At 54.8% G+C, this 18,686-nt stretch carries 15 protein-coding genes; 11 read left to right on the plus strand and 4 right to left on the minus strand.

Features of this window, described 5'->3' with window-relative positions; translation table 11 throughout:
• Positions 1–16 precede the first annotated feature (16 nt).
• A complete protein-coding gene (locus tag IEW06_RS12360; RefSeq protein ID WP_187732796.1) occupies positions 17–2,134 on the minus strand; it encodes a M13 family metallopeptidase in 2,118 nt (705 codons plus the stop codon).
• A 157-nt stretch (positions 2,135–2,291) separates the two neighbouring features.
• Here IEW06_RS12360 and xseA point away from each other — a divergent pair, with 157 nt between their 5' ends.
• The 6 genes from xseA (at position 2,292) to IEW06_RS12390 (ending at position 6,942) form a co-directional block, all read left to right on the plus strand.
• The gene (gene xseA, locus IEW06_RS12365) at positions 2,292–3,707 is read left to right on the plus strand and encodes an exodeoxyribonuclease VII large subunit (protein WP_188548356.1); all 1,416 of its coding nucleotides are present in this window, start codon (positions 2,292–2,294) and stop codon (positions 3,705–3,707) included.
• A 153-nt stretch (positions 3,708–3,860) separates the two neighbouring features.
• Positions 3,861–4,193, plus strand: a complete 333-nt coding sequence (gene xseB, locus IEW06_RS12370) for an exodeoxyribonuclease VII small subunit (protein ID WP_187732798.1) — start codon at positions 3,861–3,863, stop codon at positions 4,191–4,193.
• 174 nt (positions 4,194–4,367) lie between these two features.
• Complete coding sequence (locus tag IEW06_RS12375) at positions 4,368–4,748, plus strand: hypothetical protein (RefSeq protein WP_187732799.1); 381 nt, start codon at positions 4,368–4,370, stop codon at positions 4,746–4,748.
• 32 nt (positions 4,749–4,780) lie between these two features.
• Positions 4,781–5,572 carry a hypothetical protein gene (locus IEW06_RS12380; protein WP_187732800.1) on the plus strand — a complete coding sequence of 264 codons (792 nt, stop codon included), beginning with the start codon at positions 4,781–4,783 and terminating at the stop codon, positions 5,570–5,572.
• Between the two features lie 145 nt (positions 5,573–5,717).
• Entirely contained in the window at positions 5,718–6,536 is an 819-nt protein-coding gene (locus tag IEW06_RS12385) for a sensor histidine kinase (RefSeq protein ID WP_188548357.1), read from the plus strand.
• Positions 6,529–6,942, plus strand: coding sequence for a response regulator (locus tag IEW06_RS12390; RefSeq protein WP_187732802.1), 414 nt, complete (start codon positions 6,529–6,531; stop codon positions 6,940–6,942). The genes IEW06_RS12385 and IEW06_RS12390 overlap by 8 nt, the downstream gene beginning before the upstream one ends.
• A gap of 107 nt (positions 6,943–7,049) precedes the next feature.
• Here IEW06_RS12390 and IEW06_RS12395 read toward each other — a convergent pair whose 3' ends face one another.
• Complete coding sequence (locus IEW06_RS12395; RefSeq protein ID WP_187732803.1) at positions 7,050–7,412, minus strand: MGMT family protein; 363 nt, start codon at positions 7,410–7,412, stop codon at positions 7,050–7,052.
• A gap of 186 nt (positions 7,413–7,598) precedes the next feature.
• Here IEW06_RS12395 and IEW06_RS12400 point away from each other — a divergent pair, with 186 nt between their 5' ends.
• From IEW06_RS12400 to IEW06_RS12415, 4 genes are all read left to right on the plus strand, one after another.
• Positions 7,599–8,093, plus strand: a complete 495-nt coding sequence (locus tag IEW06_RS12400; protein ID WP_187732804.1) for a YciE/YciF ferroxidase family protein — start codon at positions 7,599–7,601, stop codon at positions 8,091–8,093.
• A gap of 261 nt (positions 8,094–8,354) precedes the next feature.
• Positions 8,355–9,509: an efflux RND transporter periplasmic adaptor subunit gene (locus IEW06_RS12405; protein ID WP_187732805.1), complete on the plus strand. Its 1,155-nt coding sequence runs from the start codon at positions 8,355–8,357 to the stop codon at positions 9,507–9,509.
• A 50-nt stretch (positions 9,510–9,559) separates the two neighbouring features.
• Positions 9,560–12,643 (plus strand): efflux RND transporter permease subunit, encoded by a 3,084-nt coding sequence (locus IEW06_RS12410; protein WP_188548358.1) that lies wholly within the window; start codon positions 9,560–9,562, stop codon positions 12,641–12,643.
• A gap of 92 nt (positions 12,644–12,735) precedes the next feature.
• Positions 12,736–14,124, plus strand: a complete 1,389-nt coding sequence (locus IEW06_RS12415; RefSeq protein WP_187732806.1) for a TolC family protein — start codon at positions 12,736–12,738, stop codon at positions 14,122–14,124.
• A 192-nt stretch (positions 14,125–14,316) separates the two neighbouring features.
• Here IEW06_RS12415 and IEW06_RS12420 read toward each other — a convergent pair whose 3' ends face one another.
• Both IEW06_RS12420 and IEW06_RS12425 read right to left on the minus strand, forming a co-directional pair.
• Complete coding sequence (locus IEW06_RS12420; RefSeq protein ID WP_188548359.1) at positions 14,317–15,594, minus strand: zinc dependent phospholipase C family protein; 1,278 nt, start codon at positions 15,592–15,594, stop codon at positions 14,317–14,319.
• 214 nt (positions 15,595–15,808) lie between these two features.
• Positions 15,809–17,986, minus strand: a complete 2,178-nt coding sequence (locus IEW06_RS12425; protein WP_188548360.1) for an AsmA family protein — start codon at positions 17,984–17,986, stop codon at positions 15,809–15,811.
• A gap of 191 nt (positions 17,987–18,177) precedes the next feature.
• On the opposite strand from IEW06_RS12425, the gene IEW06_RS12430 reads away from it, so the two are divergent.
• On the plus strand, positions 18,178–18,666 hold the full coding sequence (locus IEW06_RS12430) for a TlpA disulfide reductase family protein (protein ID WP_187732812.1): 489 nt from the start codon (positions 18,178–18,180) through the stop codon (positions 18,664–18,666).
• Positions 18,667–18,686 lie beyond the last annotated feature (20 nt).

Consider the following 18,686-nt stretch of genomic DNA (forward strand, 5'->3'; position numbering starts at 1 on the left):
TTAACGAAGCTGCTTCTTACCAAATACGGGCGCGCTGATTCTGAGCGCGTACCATTTTAGCATCTTCTTTACAGCCGAAAGCCTCGTAGAACTGGGGCATGTTCATCAGCGGGCCGTTGGTACGGTACTGCGCTGGCGAGTGCGAATCGGTGAGCACTTGCTGACGCAGATACTCGGGGCGGGCGTTGGTACGCCAGATCTGAGCCCACGACAGGAAGAAGCGCTGCTCGGGCGTAAAGCCATCGTACTTAGGCACATCGCCGTTCGGATACTTCTTCTTTAACTGCTTCTGTAGGGCAGTAAACGCAATGTTCAGACCGCCAAAGTCAGCCAGATTTTCGCCCATCGTCAGCTTGCCATTTACAAATACCGAGTCGAGGGGCGAGAACGCGCTGTATTGGGCTCCCACCATGTCGGCGCGCTGCGTGAACTTCTCCGCATCTTCCTTCGTCCACCAGTCGCGCAGGTTGCCTTCAGCATCAGACTGACGACCACGGTCGTCGAAGCCGTGGGTGATTTCGTGACCAATTACGGCACCCATGCCGCCGTAGTTTACCGCGTCATCGGCCTTCGGATCGAAGAACGGCGGCTGCATGATGCCAGCGGGGAACACAATCTCATTCAGCGAAGAGTTGTAGTAGGCGTTCACCGTGGGCGGCGTCATGCCCCACTCGCCCCGATCGATGGGCTTGCCAAACTTGCTCACGTTGTACTTATAATCCCACTGGCGGGCGTTCAGCACGTTTTGCACATACGAATCACGCGAGATGTCCAGCGCGGAATAGTCCTTCCACTTATCAGGATAGCCGATTTTCACTACGAACGCGTCCAGCTTTTTCTGAGCCTCCGTTTTGGTGGCCGCGCTCATCCAGTCCAGCTGCTTGATATGCTCAGACATCGCTTCACGGATGTTGTTGACCATTTCCATGGCCTTCTCCTTGGTTTCGGGCGTGAAAGCCTTGTCCACGTAGAGCTGGCCGAAAGCTTCGCCCAACGCGCCGTCAGTCGCACGCAACATGCGTTTCCAGCGGGGTTGCTGCTCTTTAGCCCCGGTCAGCACTTGCGTGAAGCGGAACGACTCATCATTGAATGACTTCGGCAAGGCATCGGCCACCGATGATACCACGTGCCAGCGCAGATAGGTTTTCCAGTCGGCAAGCGGTTCCGACTTCAGCGCCGTGCTGGCTTCTTTCAGGAACTCGGGCTGCCCAACAATTACTTCTTTCGCCGAACCTACGCCAAGCTGCTGCAACAGGCCGGGTACGTTCATGTTCGGGAATTGCTTGTTGGCCTCAGCCACCGTCATTTTGTTGTAGTTGGCATACGGGTCGCGCATGGCTACGCGGTCCTTCGAAGCTTTTGCCAACCGCGTTTCCAGACGCATCACGGTGTTTGCGTTCTTGGCAGCGGTAGCTTCATTATCGCCGAGCAGCTTAAACATATTGGTCAGATATGTCATGTAAGCCGTGCGGATGGTTTTAGAGCGGCCGTCCTCCTTCAGATAGTAGTCGCGGTCGGGCAACGTCAGGCCGCCCTGCGACAGATACACCGCGTACTGGGTGCTGATTTTGCGGTCTTGAGCCACACCTGCGCCGAATACGGAACGGGTCCGCAGCATCTGCTGCCGCGCCAACGACGCCTGCAGACCTTTCAAGTCTTTGATGGCCGCAATGCGGTTTAACTCAGGCTGAAGCGGCTTCAGGCCGGCAGCATCAATAGCAGCCGAATCCATAGCGGAAGCGTAGAAGTCGCCTACCTTTTGCAGGTTGCTGCCTTTTGGGGCGCTGGTATTGGCGGCGGCATCCTGCAGAATCTGGCGCATCACGGCCTCGTTCTGGTTGATGAGCCCGTTCCAAGAGCTCCAGCGCGATTCGGCGGCCGGGATGGGGTTATTCTTCAGCCAAGTGCCGGAAGCATACTGAAAAAAGTTGTCGCAGGGGTCTACCGACGTATCAATATTGGCCGGGTCCAGGCCCACGCCCTTTACTACGGGAGCCGCAGTAGTAGTGGTAGTCGCGGTGGTAGTAGTCGAAGCGGTATCCGAGGTGGTCGGCGTCTTCGACGAGCTACACCCGGCCCAGGCAAAACTCGCCGCGGCCACGGCGGCCAGCGTCAGACTGTTCAGGTTTTTCATATGAACTTGGATGAGTGAAAAGTAGGTTGAGGCAAGAAAGATAAGCGAAAGCGTGCAAATGGATGAGGGCTAAGTTCTACTTTCTCAAATTCAGACAGCTATATACTCCACGGCTTTTCCTTGCTCCCGCCGCCCTCAATTGCGTACTTTGCTACCTATGCCGCCGCTCTTTAATCGTCGCCCCGAGCCAAATTTGCCCCCCAGCCGTCCGCCGCTGGCTTTGCCCCTGGCCGAGCTGCTGCTGCGCGTAAAGCAAACCCTCACTGACCGCTTTGCCGAATCATATTGGGTACTCGCCGAAATTGCGGAGCTGACCCCGCCTCGCCACGACGGCGCCCACTGCTACCTCACCCTCACCGACCAGCACCGCACCGGCCGCGGCGCCGAGCTGAAGGCCCAGGCCCGCGCTACCATCTGGAGTCAGCGCTATCAGGCGTTGGCACCAGCTTTTTATGAAGCCACTGGCCAGGAGCTACAGCCGGGCCTGAAGGTGATGCTGCGGGTGCAAATCAAGTTTCATGAGCAGTACGGCCTGAGCCTCGATGTGCTGGCTCTCGACCCGACGTATACCGTCGGCGACCTGGCCCGCCAGCGCCTTGATACCGTGCGCAAGCTCACCGCGAAGGGCCTGCTCGATAGGCAGAAGCGGCTGCCACTTGCCATTGGTCCCCAGCGCCTGGCCGTTATTTCGTCGCCCACGGCCGCTGGCTTTCAGGATTTTATGCAGCAGCTCAGCGAATCGGTGTTTGATTTTTCCGTAACGCTGGTGCCTGCGCTGATGCAAGGCACGGAGGCGCCCGCCAGCATTCGGGCGGCGCTCGACCATATACGGCCCCGGCGACGCTACTTCGATGCGGTGGTTATTATTCGGGGCGGTGGGGGAAAAACCGACCTGCTGGCCTTCGACGATTATGGGCTGGCGGCCGCCGTGGGAGCTTTTCCCGTGCCCGTTATTACCGGCATCGGCCACGAGCGCGACGAAGCAGTAGTTGACCTGACGGCGCACACGGCCCTGAAAACGCCTACGGCCGTTGCTATTTTCTTCCTGGATCGCCTGGCTCGCCTCGATGCTGCTTTTGATGGCTACGCCGAGCGTATTCGGGAGCTGTCATTAGGTCAGGTTCAAACCGCTGCCGACCAGCTGCACCGGCTTGTGCGCTACACGCACCAAGCGGCTCAAACGCAGTTTATAGAGCAGCGCACCCTCCTGCATCAGCGCATCCGGCAGGCGGCCACGGCTCCGCGGGCACAGCTGAGGCAGCAGCACCGCATTCTGGATCGGACCCGTCATGTAGCGCAGCGGGCGGCCCAACAGGCGCTGGCTGGTCAGCAACGACAGCTGCGCACGTTTGGCCGGGCCTTGGCCCAACGGTTTCGGCGCCACCAGCAGCGACGCCAATTACAGCTGCTGCGTCGGCGCTACCAGTTGCAGCTGGCCACTGAGCGCCTGCTGCATCGGGCCGAGCTACGACTGGCGCAGTTGCGGCCCGCAGCAGTGCCTGAAGCGCTGGGGGGCTTTTTGGCAGGCACTGCAACCGTACTTCCATCACAAGACACTGCTGCTTCCGGCTAAACTCTCAACCCTGGCTTAGCTAGCGTAATACAGTATAAAAGCAGCATAGCCGGCTGTAACGATGCTTTTACTTATAAAAAAAGCCCCCCACTTTATATTTCCATTACTGTGCGGCCTACTTAGTTTGCTAAGCGCTGCCTGACACCTTTCCCCATGACCAACGACCTGACTTATCGCCAAGCTATTGAAGAGCTGGAAACCATTCTGCGAGCCCTCGAAACCGATACAATAGACGTGGACGACCTTACGGCCCGCGTGCAGCGCTCCGCCGAGCTGATCCGGCTGTGCAAGCAAAAGCTCCGCTCCGCCGAATCGGCTATCGACCGTGTGTTTGAAAACCTGGACGACGAAGACGAACTGCAAGAAGATTTCACGGACGAAGATGATGCGGATCAGACTCCTCCCCCGCCCGTTTCAAGTGGTCGGGTCTTGCGTCCTCGTCCTATGGCTCCGCCGCCCGATGCCTCTGGCCAGCTGCCTTTCTAAGTGGCCCTGAGGCACTCCGAATTTGAGTGTGATATGTAATAGCTTATTTTCAAATGATACAGGTGTGGCATGTTTTAATCCAACAGGCCATACTTATATTTGGATCCGCCAATATGCTTATGGTGTATCTGGCTTCATTTCTATTCCTAACACACCTATTTCACACTCACTTTTATGGACGTTACTATACCCCCATTTGACCCCTGCGCCGGCAAACGAATGAAGCTAAAAGATGCGGTTCGCTGGACTGAGAAATTTCGCCGGGACCACAACCAACCAACCGACAAGCCTACATTATCGCACTATTTCGGCAAAGATTTTCTGCTTGATATGCTAAATGAGAAGCCTGAATGTGCCGGTTTGCGCTTCTATCAGGCCATCGATGATTTGGGCGTAGGCCGGGTGGTAGTAGTTGGCGTCGATGACAAAGGCAACGACTTGCTGCCTCACCGTATGAGTGACGGTACTTTACCAGACGACGGAGACGATGCAGTGGGCGATACCCCTATGGGGTGCCCTGATAATTGCGACCCCAATAGTCCGCTGATGCAGTAGCACTACTGTTATTTACGACCAATCAAATTACTATGGACTCTTGGGCGCGGCTTCATCTCGTTAATCGGGTTTTAGAGGCCGCGCCTTTGTTGCCGTTTGCGGTGGCTTTTCTAAGGCGGCGCAATATTCCTTACAAGCTCAAGCCAGTCTACTACTACATTGGCGCCGAAGCATTTTTCTTTTTTTTAGATAGAATAAGTCGAATCACAATTCATAACAACATCTATATCTATCACTTAGGCACGCTTCTGCTCGTTTTTTTCGTAGCTCAGACATACCGCCGCCTGCTACCTCCTAGTCGCGTTCGAGCAGCTATTCCGATAAGCTTAATTCTCTTTTCAGGAGTTGCCTTCCTAGATGCCGCTTTCTTAAGTGGCTTGTTCACTTATCTCAATACCTATTCGCATTCTTTTGGCTGCACTATTCTTATTGTTTTGGCATTGGTTCATATTTCCCATTTAATTAACTCATCCCCCTATACTGCGCTGGAAAAACAACCAGACTTCTTTTTGAGTGTGGCGGTGCTACTATACAGTTCGTGCTCAATTATCTCTTTTGTAGCAGTCAAAACAATCTATATTTCTGACTATGACTATCATACAAGGCTGAATTTAGACAGGCTTTTTACTACGCCAGATGTACTGCTTTTTGCCATTGCTATGGCGCTATTAGCTTGGATGTTCGCCTTTTATCCGCTTAGCACTGCTCCCCGCCGTGCCCTGCCTAAATGGCTGCATTACAGTAGTTGGCAGCCGCGCCCTTTCCGCTTGCTGTACCAGCCGCTTTCTGAGCAGCTACGGAATGAGGAACTTCGAAAGTGTTAGGTATTTAACATTCGCTCTTAGTTACCTTTATCCGTACTATGGGGGGCATTTCTCCATATTCTTGGCTGTTGTTTTAATCTAATACTTTCTTCCCACTAAGTACGCGTCTGTTAGCAGATGGTGAGACTTGGTGAAGTTGCCCATTATGTCGAAGGAGCTTATTGCCCTCCTGCTTATCACACCCATTCTGCTGCTGCTGGCCGGCGGCATTGTGACGTTTGTGATCCGGGATCAGCGGCGGCGCATGCGACAGCAGCTGGAGTTGCAGAAGATGCGCGAAGATGGTCAGCAACAGGCACTTGAAGCCGCTCTGCTTGCCCAGGAAGAAGAGCGCCAGCGCATTGCTGCCGATCTGCATGATGGGGTGGGCACCACACTGGCCATTGCCAAAATGCACTTGCACTCTCTCGGCGACCCCGCCCGCACAAAGGAAGCCACCGATCTGCTCGACCAGGTAATTACGGAGGTGCGACGGATTTCTCGTAATCTGTTGCCGGCAGCTTTACAGAAGTTCGGGCTGCCCTTCGCGCTGGATGCGCTGGCCCGCACCGTACCGCCTGATGCGCAAACGAAGGTCTTTATAGAGCAGGAAGGCACCCCCCGCCGCCTCGATCCTGCCCTGGAATTGATTGTGTACCGCATTGCGCAGGAGCTGCTGGGCAATGGCCTCAAACATGCACAAGCCGATACGTTGCGCATTGCTGTTAACTTTCAAGAGCAGCAGCTCAGCTTACATTACAGTGATGATGGAATAGGATTTAACCCCATTGCCAACGAGAGTGTGCCCGCCCCCGGCACCCGTACTGGGCTGGGGCTTACCAACTTACGAAGCCGGGTGGCCGTGCTGCGCGGCACCCTTCACCATGAGTCTGCTCCGGGCGATGGTACTCGGGTTTGGATTACACTCCCAATTCCCTATCTTGTTAATGATCAGGCAAATATAAATGCACATATCCATGAATAGTGATATTATTCGCGTCGCGGTTGTTGATGACCATTTGTTATTTCGTAAAGGTTTACGGGCTTTGGTTAGTGGTTTTACTGGTATGGAGGTCCTGTTCGAAGCCGGCGACGGACAAGAGCTTCTGGAGCGATTGGACTTTGGGGTAGTGCCCGACGTGATTCTGATGGACTTGCAGATGCCCGTGCTCGACGGTTTGCAAACGATTCGGCTGCTTCGGGTTCAATACCCGTATGTGCGGGTCATTATTATTTCTATGCATGATGAGCCTGAATTGATCGACAATCTGCGGGCCGAGGGCGCGCATGGCTATCTGCTCAAAAACGCGAACCCGGAAGAGGTGCGGAAGTCTATCGAAGTTGTTATTCGTCAGAAGATAGCCCGGCCTGCTTCGTTGCTTAAGAAATGATTCATAATATATTACTGCTTCACTAAAAAGCCCCCCAGCAAATATCTGGGGGGCTTTTTAGTGAATTCGCCAGCTGATTTTGCGTGGTCAGCGGCTGGCGCTACATACTAGATTAACTCCTGCGCTGGGTCCCAGAAGACCTTTTTAAAATCCTGCACCTGATCGTCGGCTACCCGTACGCCTTCGGCTTCCAGTGTTTCCTGCATGGCGGTAGGCGTAGCAAAATGGTGGCGCCCCGTAAGCAAACCGTTCCTATTGACGACGCGTTGGGCCGGTACCTGCTCCAGTCCGCGGGCCGGCACGGCAGCAATGAGGGCATACCCTACCATACGCGCCCCGTGGCGGGCACCGAGGTAGTGCGCGATAGCGCCGTACGTACTCACCCGGCCGGGCGGAATCAGCCGAACAACTTCGTGCACATCCTGAAAAAAATTGCGCTGGCTGTCTGCCTGTTCTTTGGGTGTGTTCATAGGGCAAAGTAAACGGAAAACCGCGTCCAAACCGGCCAGCAAAACAAGCTCCACTGTAGCAAAATACCGTTTTTTTATACTAACCCGACTCCCCTTACAGTCGTACCATAGCAGGACGAGGCTTAGCAAGAGCCTCGTTTTGTTTCTCGTTTTAATTCCTCAACCCATCCAACCTAACAAACTGCTATGTTCGACAAACTAGAAAGCCTCGACGATTTATTCGAAATGCAACTCAAAGACCTTTACAGCGCCGAGAATCAGCTGGTGAAGGCCCTGCCAAAAATGGCGGCTGAAGCTAAAGATGGGCGTTTGCGCCAAGGTTTTGAGAAGCACCTGCAGGAAACCAAAAACCAGGTGGCCCGACTGGAGCAAATCGGTAAGGCAATGGACCTGAAGCTGAGCGGCCACACCTGCAAAGCAATGGAAGGACTGATTGCCGAAGGCAATGAAACCATGTCGGAGAATGCAACCGACGAAGTAATGGACGCTGCCCTGATTGCCTCCTCCCAGCGCATCGAGCACTACGAAATTGCTGGCTACGGTACGGCTGCTCACTACGCCGAGCGCCTGGGCCACAGCGAAGCGGCTTCTTTGCTCCGTCAGTCATTGCAGGAAGAGCAACTGACTGATACCAAACTCAACGACCTGGCGAAGAACTACCTGAACCAGAAGGCGATGTAAGCTTTCTGAATATTTTTACAAAAAAGCCTGCAACCTGCAGGCTTTTTTTGTGTCATAAGTGGCTAGGCGAACCATTTTAAAAAGGGCAGCTAATGCCACTGGGGGGCAAAATCGGCTTGCGGATACTTTATCTGAACCACTTATTTACCCCTCCCGACGGCTACAACTAAACTTACGAAGGGGCCGCGGCGTTGATATACATCGCTGCCCCCAAAGGTCTTTATAACACTGATACTGAGTTGGGAATAGCTCCCTCATCACATGCAAACTAAGGAGAAAGAAGTACTTGTGCCCGAAGAGATAGAAGAGTCGCGCCCCGGGCGCAGAATACTCTGGATTGTCCTGACTGTAGCAGCCATTGCCGCAGCGGTTTTTGTTAAGATGCGTTACTTTCCTTCCCCCACGGCGGGTGGAAAAGGAGGTCCAGGGGGCAAAAGTGCTCCGGGCGGTGGCCGTGGGGGCGCGGGTGGCGGTGGAGGCGCTAAAGCTCCAGTGCAGGTGTATGTGGTACAACCCACCAATTTATCTGATCAGGTGGCCGCTACCGGCTCAGTTCTCCCCGACGAATCGGTAGTTATTAAAAGCGAGCTTTCTGGCAAAATCACCAGCCTGAACATCAGGGAAGGCCAGCCGGTGAAGAAAGGCCAGTTGCTTTTCAGCATCAATGCCGATGAAGCGCAGGCAGCTATTCGCAAGCAGGAATACAATATTAAGCTCTACCGCGACCAGGAGCGGCGCCAGCGCACGCTGCTGGAGAAGGAATATATCAGTGCTCAGGAATATGAGCAGGCCAATAACCAGTACCTCACGGCCCAATCGGACTTGCAGGCGCTACGGGCCACCCTCGACCGCGCTTTCGTACGTGCTCCCTTCGATGGAGTGCTTGGCCTGACGACTGCCACCGTTGGCACTTATGTGAGCCCTGGCTTTGAAATCACGACGCTTTCCCGCGTGCGGCCCGTCAAGATTGACTTTGCCGTGCCCGGCCGCTTTGCTAACAATGTGCGCGTCGGCGACGTGGTGAAGGTGACTGATGAAGGTACCAATAAGCAGTACGACGCTAAGGTTTACGCCATCGATCCTCAGATTGACCCCGTAAGCCGCACCCAACCCGTGCGTGCCCGCTACGCCAACACCAAAGACGAGCTGCGTCCCGGCGCTTTCGTAAAAGTGAACCTGCAGCTCGGCGCATCAACTGATGCTTTGCAGGTGCCCACCGAGGCCGTGATTCCGGAAGCCAGCGGCTACAGTGTGTACACGGTAGAAAACGGGAAAATGGCCCCCAAGAAGGTAAAAATCGGTATTCGCTCTGATAAAGTGATTCAGATAACCGATGGCTTGGCCGTAGGTGACTCCGTGATTCGAACCGGTATTCTACAAGTGAAGCCCGGCGACGCTGTACGCGTGATTAAGTAAGCCTACCTCTGCTTTTATAAGCGGGGGGCTTTTTTACTCTTCCAATCCTTATGAGCTTATCCTCAACCAGTATCAACCGGCCCGTTCTCGCCATCGTGATGAGCCTCGTCATCGTGATATTTGGCGTTATTGGGTTCCGGTATTTAAGTGTTCGGGAATATCCCAGCGTTGATCCGCCTATTATCACTGTTTCGGCCAGCTACACCGGTGCTTCGGCCGATGTAATGCAGGGACAGGTAACGGAGCCGTTGGAGGAAGCCCTGAACGGCATTGCCGGTATCAAAAACCTGACTTCTAACTCCCGCGACGGTCGTACCCAGATTACGGTAGAGTTTGACCTCGATGCCGACCTGGAAACCGCTGCCAACGACGTGCGCGACAAGGTTTCGGGTGCTCAGGGCCGCCTGCCCCGCGATATAGATCCGCCGGTAGTTAGCAAGGCCAACGCCGACTCGCAGCCCATTGTAATCACTTACCTGAGCTCGAATCGGCGCAACCTGCTGGAGTTGACTGACTATGCCAACAATACCCTAAAGGAGCGCCTCCAAACCATTCCGGGCGTATCGGAAATCCGGGTGTACGGCGAGCGCAAGTACTCTATGCGTCTGTGGCTGGACCCAGTGAAGCTATCGGCCCTGGGCGTGTCGCCTGTTGACGTGCAAGCGGCCCTTAGCCGTGAAAACGTGGAATTGCCCAGCGGTGCCGTAACGGGCCAGAATACGCAGCTCACCCTGCGGACTATGGGCCGCCTTACTTCCGTTGAGGAATTCAACAATCTTATAATTCGGAAAGACGCTTCTTCCCTGGTACGGCTTTCCGACATTGGCTACGCTGAACTGTATCCAGAGAACGATCAAACGATTTTCCGGGTGAACGGAACCCCCGGAGTAGCCTTGGCCGTGGTACCACAGCCGGGTTCCAACCAGATCGATATTGCCGATGAGTTCAACAAGCGCATTGAGCTTTATAGCAAGGATTTGCCGAATGATTTAAAACTTCAAACGGGTGTTGACTACTCTATCTTCATCCGTCAATCTATTGCCGAAGTAGAGCACACAATTATCGAAGCCTTTGTGCTGGTGGTTGTTATAATCTTTCTATTTCTGCGCGATTGGCGCTCCACCCTTATTCCGGTGGTGGCCATTCCGGTGTCCTTGGTGGGTATATTCTTCGTAATGTACTTGCTAAACTTCTCCATCAATGTGCTCACGCTACTGGCCATTGTACTGGCTATTGGCCTGGTGGTAGATGATGCCATTGTGGTACTGGAAAATATCTATTCCCGCATTGAAGACGGCGAAGACCCTAGAACGGCCGCCATCAAAGGCTCCGAGGAAATCCTGCTGGCTGTAGTCAGCACGACGGTGGTGCTGGCGGCGGTATTCCTGCCCGTGGTTTTCCTGACAGGTATTACGGGGCGCCTTTTCCGCGAATTCGGGATTGTGGTGGCCGGTTCGGTACTGATTTCCGCTTTTGTCTCGCTCACGCTTACGCCCATGATGTGCTCGGTGCTACTGAAGCGTCAGGAAAAGCACAACTGGTTTTATCGCAAGACGGAGCCGTTTTTTGAGCGCATGACTTCCGGCTATGAAAACAGTCTCAACACCTTTCTGCGCAACCGCTGGATGGCGTGGGTGATGGTGGTAGGCACGGGCGTCGGTATTTGGGGCTTCCTGCAACTTATCCCTTCCGAATTGGCCCCCGTGGAAGATCGTAGCCGGATCAACATCAACGCTACCGGGCCAGAAGGAGCCTCGTTTGAGTACATGGAGGATTATATGGCCGATCTTACGAAGCTCATTACCGACTCGGTCAGCAAGGAAAATTTAAACAGTGTCTATACGGTCACCTCTCCCGGTTTCGGCGGTGGTAGCAACTCAGGTATTGCCCGCGTGATGTTGGTTGAGGCCGATAATCGGCCGCTAAACCAAGACCAGATTGCGGCTACCTTATCGAATGGAGTGAAACGCCTTTCCGCAGCGCGTACTTCGGTTTCGCAGGATCAAAGTATCGGTAATGGCGGGGGCGGCTTACCGGTTCAGTTTGTTATTCAAACCCAGGATTTTGAGAAGCTGCGGACGGCAGTGCCGAAATTCTTGGCGGCAGCCCGCGAAGACCCTACTTTCCAGTTTGTGGACGTCAACCTGAAGTTTAATAAGCCAGAGCTTCGCATTACCATTGACCGCGAAAAGGCGCAGAGCTTAGGCGTATCGGTGCAGAGCATCAGCCAGACTCTTCAAGCGGGCTTGAGCGGACAGCGTTACGGCTACTTTATTCGGGGCAGCAAGCAGTACCAAATCATTGGTCAAGTAGCCCGCGAAGATCGGAATCAACCCTTGGATGTGCGTCTGCTGTCGGTGAAAAGCACCGACGGCACACTGGTGCAATTGGACAACGTGATTCGCCTGACAGAAAGTAGCACGCCGCCGCAGCTCTACCGTACGAACCGCTACAACTCGGCTACTTTTTCTGCTTCGCTGGCACCTGGCCAGACACTCGGTGGTGGTATTGCCGCCATGCAGGCAATTGCCGATAAGCAGCTGGACGAAACCTTTTCTACCGAGCTTTCAGGTGCTTCCCGCGACTTCCAGGAAAGCTCTTCTTCCCTGGTTTTTGCTTTCGGCTTAGCGCTGGTACTCATTTATCTGGTGCTGGCGGCGCAGTTTGAGAGTTTCCGCGACCCACTGATTATCATGGTGACGGTGCCGTTGGCATTATCGGGGGCCCTGTTGAGCTTGTGGTACTTCAATCAGAGCCTGAACCTGTTTTCGCAAATCGGTATCATCATGCTTATCGGGCTGGTGACCAAGAACGGTATCCTGATTGTGGAGTTTGCTAACCAGCGCGTAGAGCAAGGGGCCGACTATATGACGGGCTTGATAGAAGGCTCGACTGCCCGTCTGCGGCCCATCCTGATGACCAGCTTATGCGCCATCCTGGGTATTCTGCCTATTGCCATCGCTACCGGTGCGGGCGCGCTTAGCCGCCGGGCCATGGGTATCGGGGTGGTTGGGGGGCTTTTTTTCGCCACTGGCCTCACGCTGTACGTGGTACCGGTAATGTACTCGTATTTTGCCACGGCTAAGAAGCACAGCAAAAAGCAGGAAGAGGTTGAGAAAGCCTTAGCCGCCTGATAACTGCCCCCCAGGGTGCTCATCCGAGGTAGCGGTTGATACGTAGCCCTGACGGCCCATATTTTTTAGTAGTCTGCCTTTTCTTGGTAAGAATGTCCTTGTTTTCCCGTTCGCTGTTTTTCTCTTTTTTGCTGTTCAGTATTTCGCCGCTGGCGTGGGGGCAACAAGACCAGACTGCTAAGCCCCAAACCGTAGCTCCTGCCCCGCCGCTCACCTTGCAGCAGGCCATTCAGATTGGGTTGGAAAACAACTACGGCATTCGGCTAGCGCGCACCGACGAGCAGATCGTCAGCAATAACGTGACGCGCGGCAATGCGGGTCAGCTGCCGGCCGTGAACGGAAATTTCACCCGCACCTTCAACATTAATGATGTACGTCAGCAACTCGGTGACCAGCCCCCGCGGATTTCCAACGGGGCCGAGTCGAACTTTCTTAACGCCAACGTAGCGCTCAACTGGACTATTTTTGATGGCCTCGGCATGTTCATCGCCTACGACCGTCTGAAAGCCTTGGAGCGCCAGCAGCAGATAATCACGCGGGCGACCATTGAGGAGAGCGTGGCCAACATCACCGACGCGTACTTCAACGTAGTGCGCGAGTCGGGCAAGATTCGCTCGCTGGAAGAAGCGCTCAACATCGGACAGCAGCGCATTGACCTTACGCAGGGCCGCGTAGACGTGGGCGTGAGTGCGAAAGTAGAAGTGCTGACGGCCCGCGTAGACTATAATGCCGACCGTTCCTTGCTCCTGCAACAGCAGGAATTGCTGAATACCGCAAAAATTAACCTCAATAGTCTCATCGGCCGCACCACCCTTACCGACTTTCAGCCCATCGACTCGATTGTGGTGGTGACGGGCTTGCAGGCGGAAGAAATTGTACAGGGCGTAATTGACCAAAACCCACGATTGCAGCAGGCACGCCTCGGCGTGGACGTGGCCCGCTACGAGCGGCGCCTGGTGCGCTCGGCGCGCTGGCCCCGCGTGAACCTCACGAGCGGTTACGTTCTGTCGCGCAACATCAATAACGCCGCTTTTTTCGGTACACAGCTGGCTACCAACATTAGCCGCAACGCGGGGCTGAACTACGGAGTGACGGCGACTGTGCCTCTTTTCAACGGCTTCGAGCAGCGCCGCCTAGAGCAGAATGCCCGCGTAATTGAGGAGCAAAGCCAGCTGCTGCTCGATCAGACCCGCCTGAACCTAGATGCTGAAACCGAGCAGGCCCTGAACCGCTACCAGAACCGCCTGCAACTGTTACAGCTGGAGGAAGAAAACATTCTGCTGGCCCGCGAAAACATAAACATTGCCCTGGCCCGCTACCGCCTGGGTCTGCTCACGCCCCTGGATTTGCGCGTGGCTCAGCGCAGCCAACTCGATGCCGAAGTGCGTTTGCTTGACATTCGCTACCAAGCTAAGCAGGCCGAAACCGCTCTGCGTCGCCTTAGCGGATATCTGGTGCAGGAAGCTACTTCCCGACCCTAGCCGAGCAGAAGCCCAAAAAAGCCCCTAGATTGAATCAGGCGCAAATACAAGCGTGTTTAGGGATTTGATTTCCCTGTCATGCTTCGACAAGCAAATGCCAGATAAAACACGACGCAAACGACGTTGCGTGAATTCTCTGATACGCTCTAAGCAAACAGCCTGAGGGCAACACGCGTTGGGTCTGTTTACCGGCTAAGGCTTCTCTTCCTTCACTACGGGCGCCTGCATGTTTCGCAGCTCTTCGAGTGCTGCGCGGGTTTTTTCCAGGTTCTTGGCTTCCTTTTCCTCCTCATCCACGGGCAGCTTCGACATATCACCAAAGAAAGCCAGGATGTTCTGCCGCTGTGGGGCCGAGATGTTGTCGAACTTCTTGTCGGCGAGTTTGCGCACCCATTCCCCGTAGGTTTCGTCGGCGAGAGCATACTCGCCCGCGCGTGTGGGACGCCCGGTATCGAAGTCGGCATTCGGCAGTGGGGGCGATTTAGCCGTTTGTTCCTGCTGCGCCAGGTTGCAATACTCCCTCATCACGATGCGGACGCTTTTCTTAAACAGCTCTTGCGCCTCAGGAGTAGGCAGTTTGAAGGCGAAAGGCTGCAGGGGGCCAATTTTGGGCAGCACCCGCACCACCAGCGATAACATCCGGGCTCCAAACCCAGGCTTCTGGTAGTCAGTGCCATACTGGCGGCGATATTCCCGCTCACTTTGCCGGTACATATAGTCGCGGCGCCGGGCCCGGGGGCTCAGCTTCCTGATTTCGTCGCGCTCGGCGTGCCAGGCCGCGCGGGCGGCAATCGGAATGAGCTGGCGCACGGCAAAGCGGTAGCTGCCCACCGCCAAGTCTACATTGGCTAATACCTGCCCCAACTCCAAGCCATAGGTTTTCAAAAAAGCGCGCTCCAGAACGGGTTTGCTCACCTGAAAACCAATAAAGCTTTGGTAGTCGGCCGAGCGATACCGACCACTGGCCAACTGCACCACATCGAAGGCAAACTCGAGCTGAGTATGCTGCACGGGCGCTTCGTGGTAGGTAATAGCCGAACCAAACTTAGCCTTCAGATCGGGGTACACGGAGGCCATAGCTACGTTGGTACCCGCCGGATGGCCTTTGATATCAGCTACATAATGAGCCAAGGCACCCAAAGCGAAAGCATACTCATTGCGGTCATGGGCCTCATCGAGCAGATTGCGCACGAAGTCGCCGCTGCGTACGTAATGTGTCAGATTGGTAAATAACTTAGAGCCAAATGGATAAAAGCCCATATCCTGAATAATTGCCCCCCCGTAGGCGTATGACTTGGCCTCTATCCACTCCTCGCGGGTGGCAGCGCCAAAGCGGCTTTTAATAAGCGGCACTAGGCACACGTCAAACGTCGAATCGATGTTGGCCTGATGAGTGAGTACAGAGTAGGCAGAAGCGGATGGCGCACAAAACAACAGAGCTGCCAGAGCGGAAAAAAGCCATTTCAGCATAGTAGTGTTTAGAAGCAAGAGGTAAGGTGCTGAAAGTTGGACTTTTAGAATAGGCAGTACGCGAAAGCTGAACAGGAGTTATCTAACCCCTACACCTATTTCGCTGCTTTGTCTATTTGGCTTAAAAAGCACTGGGGGCATTTTTATCTAAAGATACCGGCCTTCTTGATTTGTGCGCCATATGCCGCTTTTATCGACTACGAAGAGCAGAGGTTTATTCCACTTTATCAGCAATAACCTCGGGTACGCCAAAGCTGCTGAGCATGCCATCAACCACGGCCACGCGCCACACCCGAAACACCGAGTAGCGTAGGTCGCGGTCTATCTGTACCGGGCCGGGCTCCAGACGCTGACTGGGTTTGCGCGGATTATTATCGCGCACGATGAAGGTGTTGGTCAGCAAGGAGCCCGCGCGGGTGAGCAGATTTTTCTTATCGGGGCCCGGTTTCTTTTTCAACAACGAAACTTTCAGATCTGAGTAGCGCGCCCACAGCGTGCCATTGGCGCCCTGCTTAGTAAACTGCACCTTACACAGAATTCGCTCCACGCGGCCTTTGTCAAAACGAATGAACGCCGCAGGTTCGCTCACGGAATTCAGAATAGCAAAGGGCGCCGGCCCGAAGCTCCCGGTAAAGCTGTGCCCACCCTGGGGGTCGCGCAGATTGAAGCGAAACACGCCTTCCACCAGACATTTATCTTGCAGCCATCCTGACACGCGCCCGATACTTGGGTGGGCAGCAGCAACGGCGGGAACATTGGTCAGATGCGTAATGCTGGCGTTGAACCGGGTGAGAGTAAATATGCCCGGCACGGAGCCGCCCTTGACGATTTCGGCGCTGCGAAAGTTGAAGTTGACGATTCGGGCCAGCGCTACATTCAAGCGAAAAGGCAGCTTTTGCAGCTGCTCCGGCGTAACGGAGGAAGGCCGCGCCGGCTGCGGATAATTGGCGTTGCTGGTTACCTGAAAACGCGGGTTGCGCAGCTCCAGCAAACCCGCCACCAGGTTTCCTTCGCGTGCTAATAGGCCATAATCGAGGCCCGCGAGCCGTAGCTGCGGAATCTGGACGACCATGCGGGGCACAGACTGGGCTTTGCGGAGGGCAAACTCCGGCGTACTCATGGTGGGTGTAAGCGTCAGGCCATCAGCCTGGGCCAGGCCCGTGCTAGTATCCAACACCAGCTTTTCGTAGCGGGCCCGGTAATAAGGAGCATCGATCAGGCCCGTAGCAGGCCCGGTGCTTACCCGCCAGGCGCGGGCATAGAAAATGCGCTTTGTATCGAGGGCGCTCAGCGAATCAACCCATAAATCATTGCCTTTTACTTCAATGGCCCGAACTACAGGCGCCACGCTCAGGCCGGGCAGCCGCATTTGCCCCCCAGATAAGGCTACGTAGCGCAAAACGCACCGACGCAACCAAGGCGGCAGCTGCTCATGTATCGCTTTGGTTTTGGTGGGCTGCTTGCTGGTGCTGGCGATAAAAGTAACGTCGGGAGCCGTGAGGATAAGCGAATCGGCTTGTAGCTGCTGCCGGGCTAGCTGCATTGCTTTCAGGCCCGTGAGGCGCAGGCGGGGCAAAGCGAGCGTAAGCCGTGGCGCGGATCCAGTGCTGGTATTCTGCACCGGCTGCACTCGCAGAGAATCCAGTTCCAGCCGCTGCCGATCTGTGGAAAAGCGGAGGGCTCCGAAGCTCCCTTTATGCTGCCGGGCCTGCCCCTCCACATTGGCGAGGTGAAATGCGAGGCTGCGCGCATACCCTAGTCGCTGCGAGTCTTGGGCACCGGCCGCGCTAATAAGAATATCGCGCGCTATCAGATCTGCGCGGCGCAGTGTAGCTATGGGTTGTTGAGCAGGCGAATAATTGCCCCCCAGATTAATCAAAACAAGATTTTCTACCCGAATCCCTTCCATTTGCAGCGGCAGCTGCTCGTGCAGTGCTTTAGATGAACCGGGAGATCTGGGGGGCATTTTACCAACTCCCAGACGCGCGTTTTGCACGAGCACGGTATCCAGGGGCACTTCCTTGCGCCGCAACAAAGCCAGCAGCCCGATTCCTTGCAAACGCACCAACTCAACATCGGCCCGCAGGCGGGGAAGCCGGCTGTGGTTGGCAGGTGTGGCAGCAGAGCGCAGCCGGAGCCCCCGCAAGGTCAGTGAGCGGTGCCATAAGCTGGTTTTCAGCTCTCCTATCTGTAGTTGGTAATAGCCTTTAGAAGCCGTTGTGACCTGACGCTCCAGCGTGCGGCGCAGCCAGGGATCAAGCAAAAAAAGTACGGTGCCAACCACCGCCACAAGTATGACGGCTGCTATAAGCAACCCTTTGCCCCACCGCCGCGACTTTTTCTGGGCTATAGGTGGAGCCAGGACGGACGCAGAACTGGTGTTATCAGGCACAGTTTGGTTTGTAAAGCTCACTAAACGGCAAACTCCACGTTTGTGGCCATTGTTTACATTAAAATACTCAAGGTATCATCTAGTATCTTAACCGGATAAGACAAAAATTTAGCAATCGGCCACGCCAGATGCGACTCCCTAATTTTCAGTTGTGCTTCGTACCAAAGCCGCACCTACCACGTTTAGTCACTATGTCATTCATCAAGCTCCTTATAATCAGCTCATTCTTGCTACTAGCTACGCCGGGCCAGGCCCAGCAAGTGGAAGTAGTAAAGTTTCCGGCCTTGCAAAAGCGCCTGAGCCAGCCCAACGATACAACGTATGTGGTCAATTTCTGGGCAACGTGGTGTGGCCCCTGCATTAAGGAGCTGCCATATTTTGAACAGGCCAATAAAACCTACGCCGGCCAAAAAGTAAAGGTGCTGCTGGTAAGTTTGGACTATGCTTCTCAGCTGGATAAAAAGGTAAAGCCGTTTGTGCAGAAGCGTGGGCTTAAGTCGGAAGTGCTGCTGCTCAACGAAACGGACCCGAACACCTGGCTCGGTAAAGTAGATGATAATTGGTCGGGGGCAATTCCTTTTACGCTGATGCTCAACAACAAAAAACAAAAGCGCGCCGGCTTCGAGCAGGAGTTTACCCAAGCCGAGCTAACCGCGCAGCTCACCAAGTTTTTGCGCTAGCCAGGTGGTCTGGCGCGTAT

Origin of the sequence: Hymenobacter qilianensis, assembly GCF_014638675.1 — a bacterium.
Classification (GTDB): Bacteria; Bacteroidota; Bacteroidia; order Cytophagales; family Hymenobacteraceae; genus Hymenobacter; species Hymenobacter qilianensis.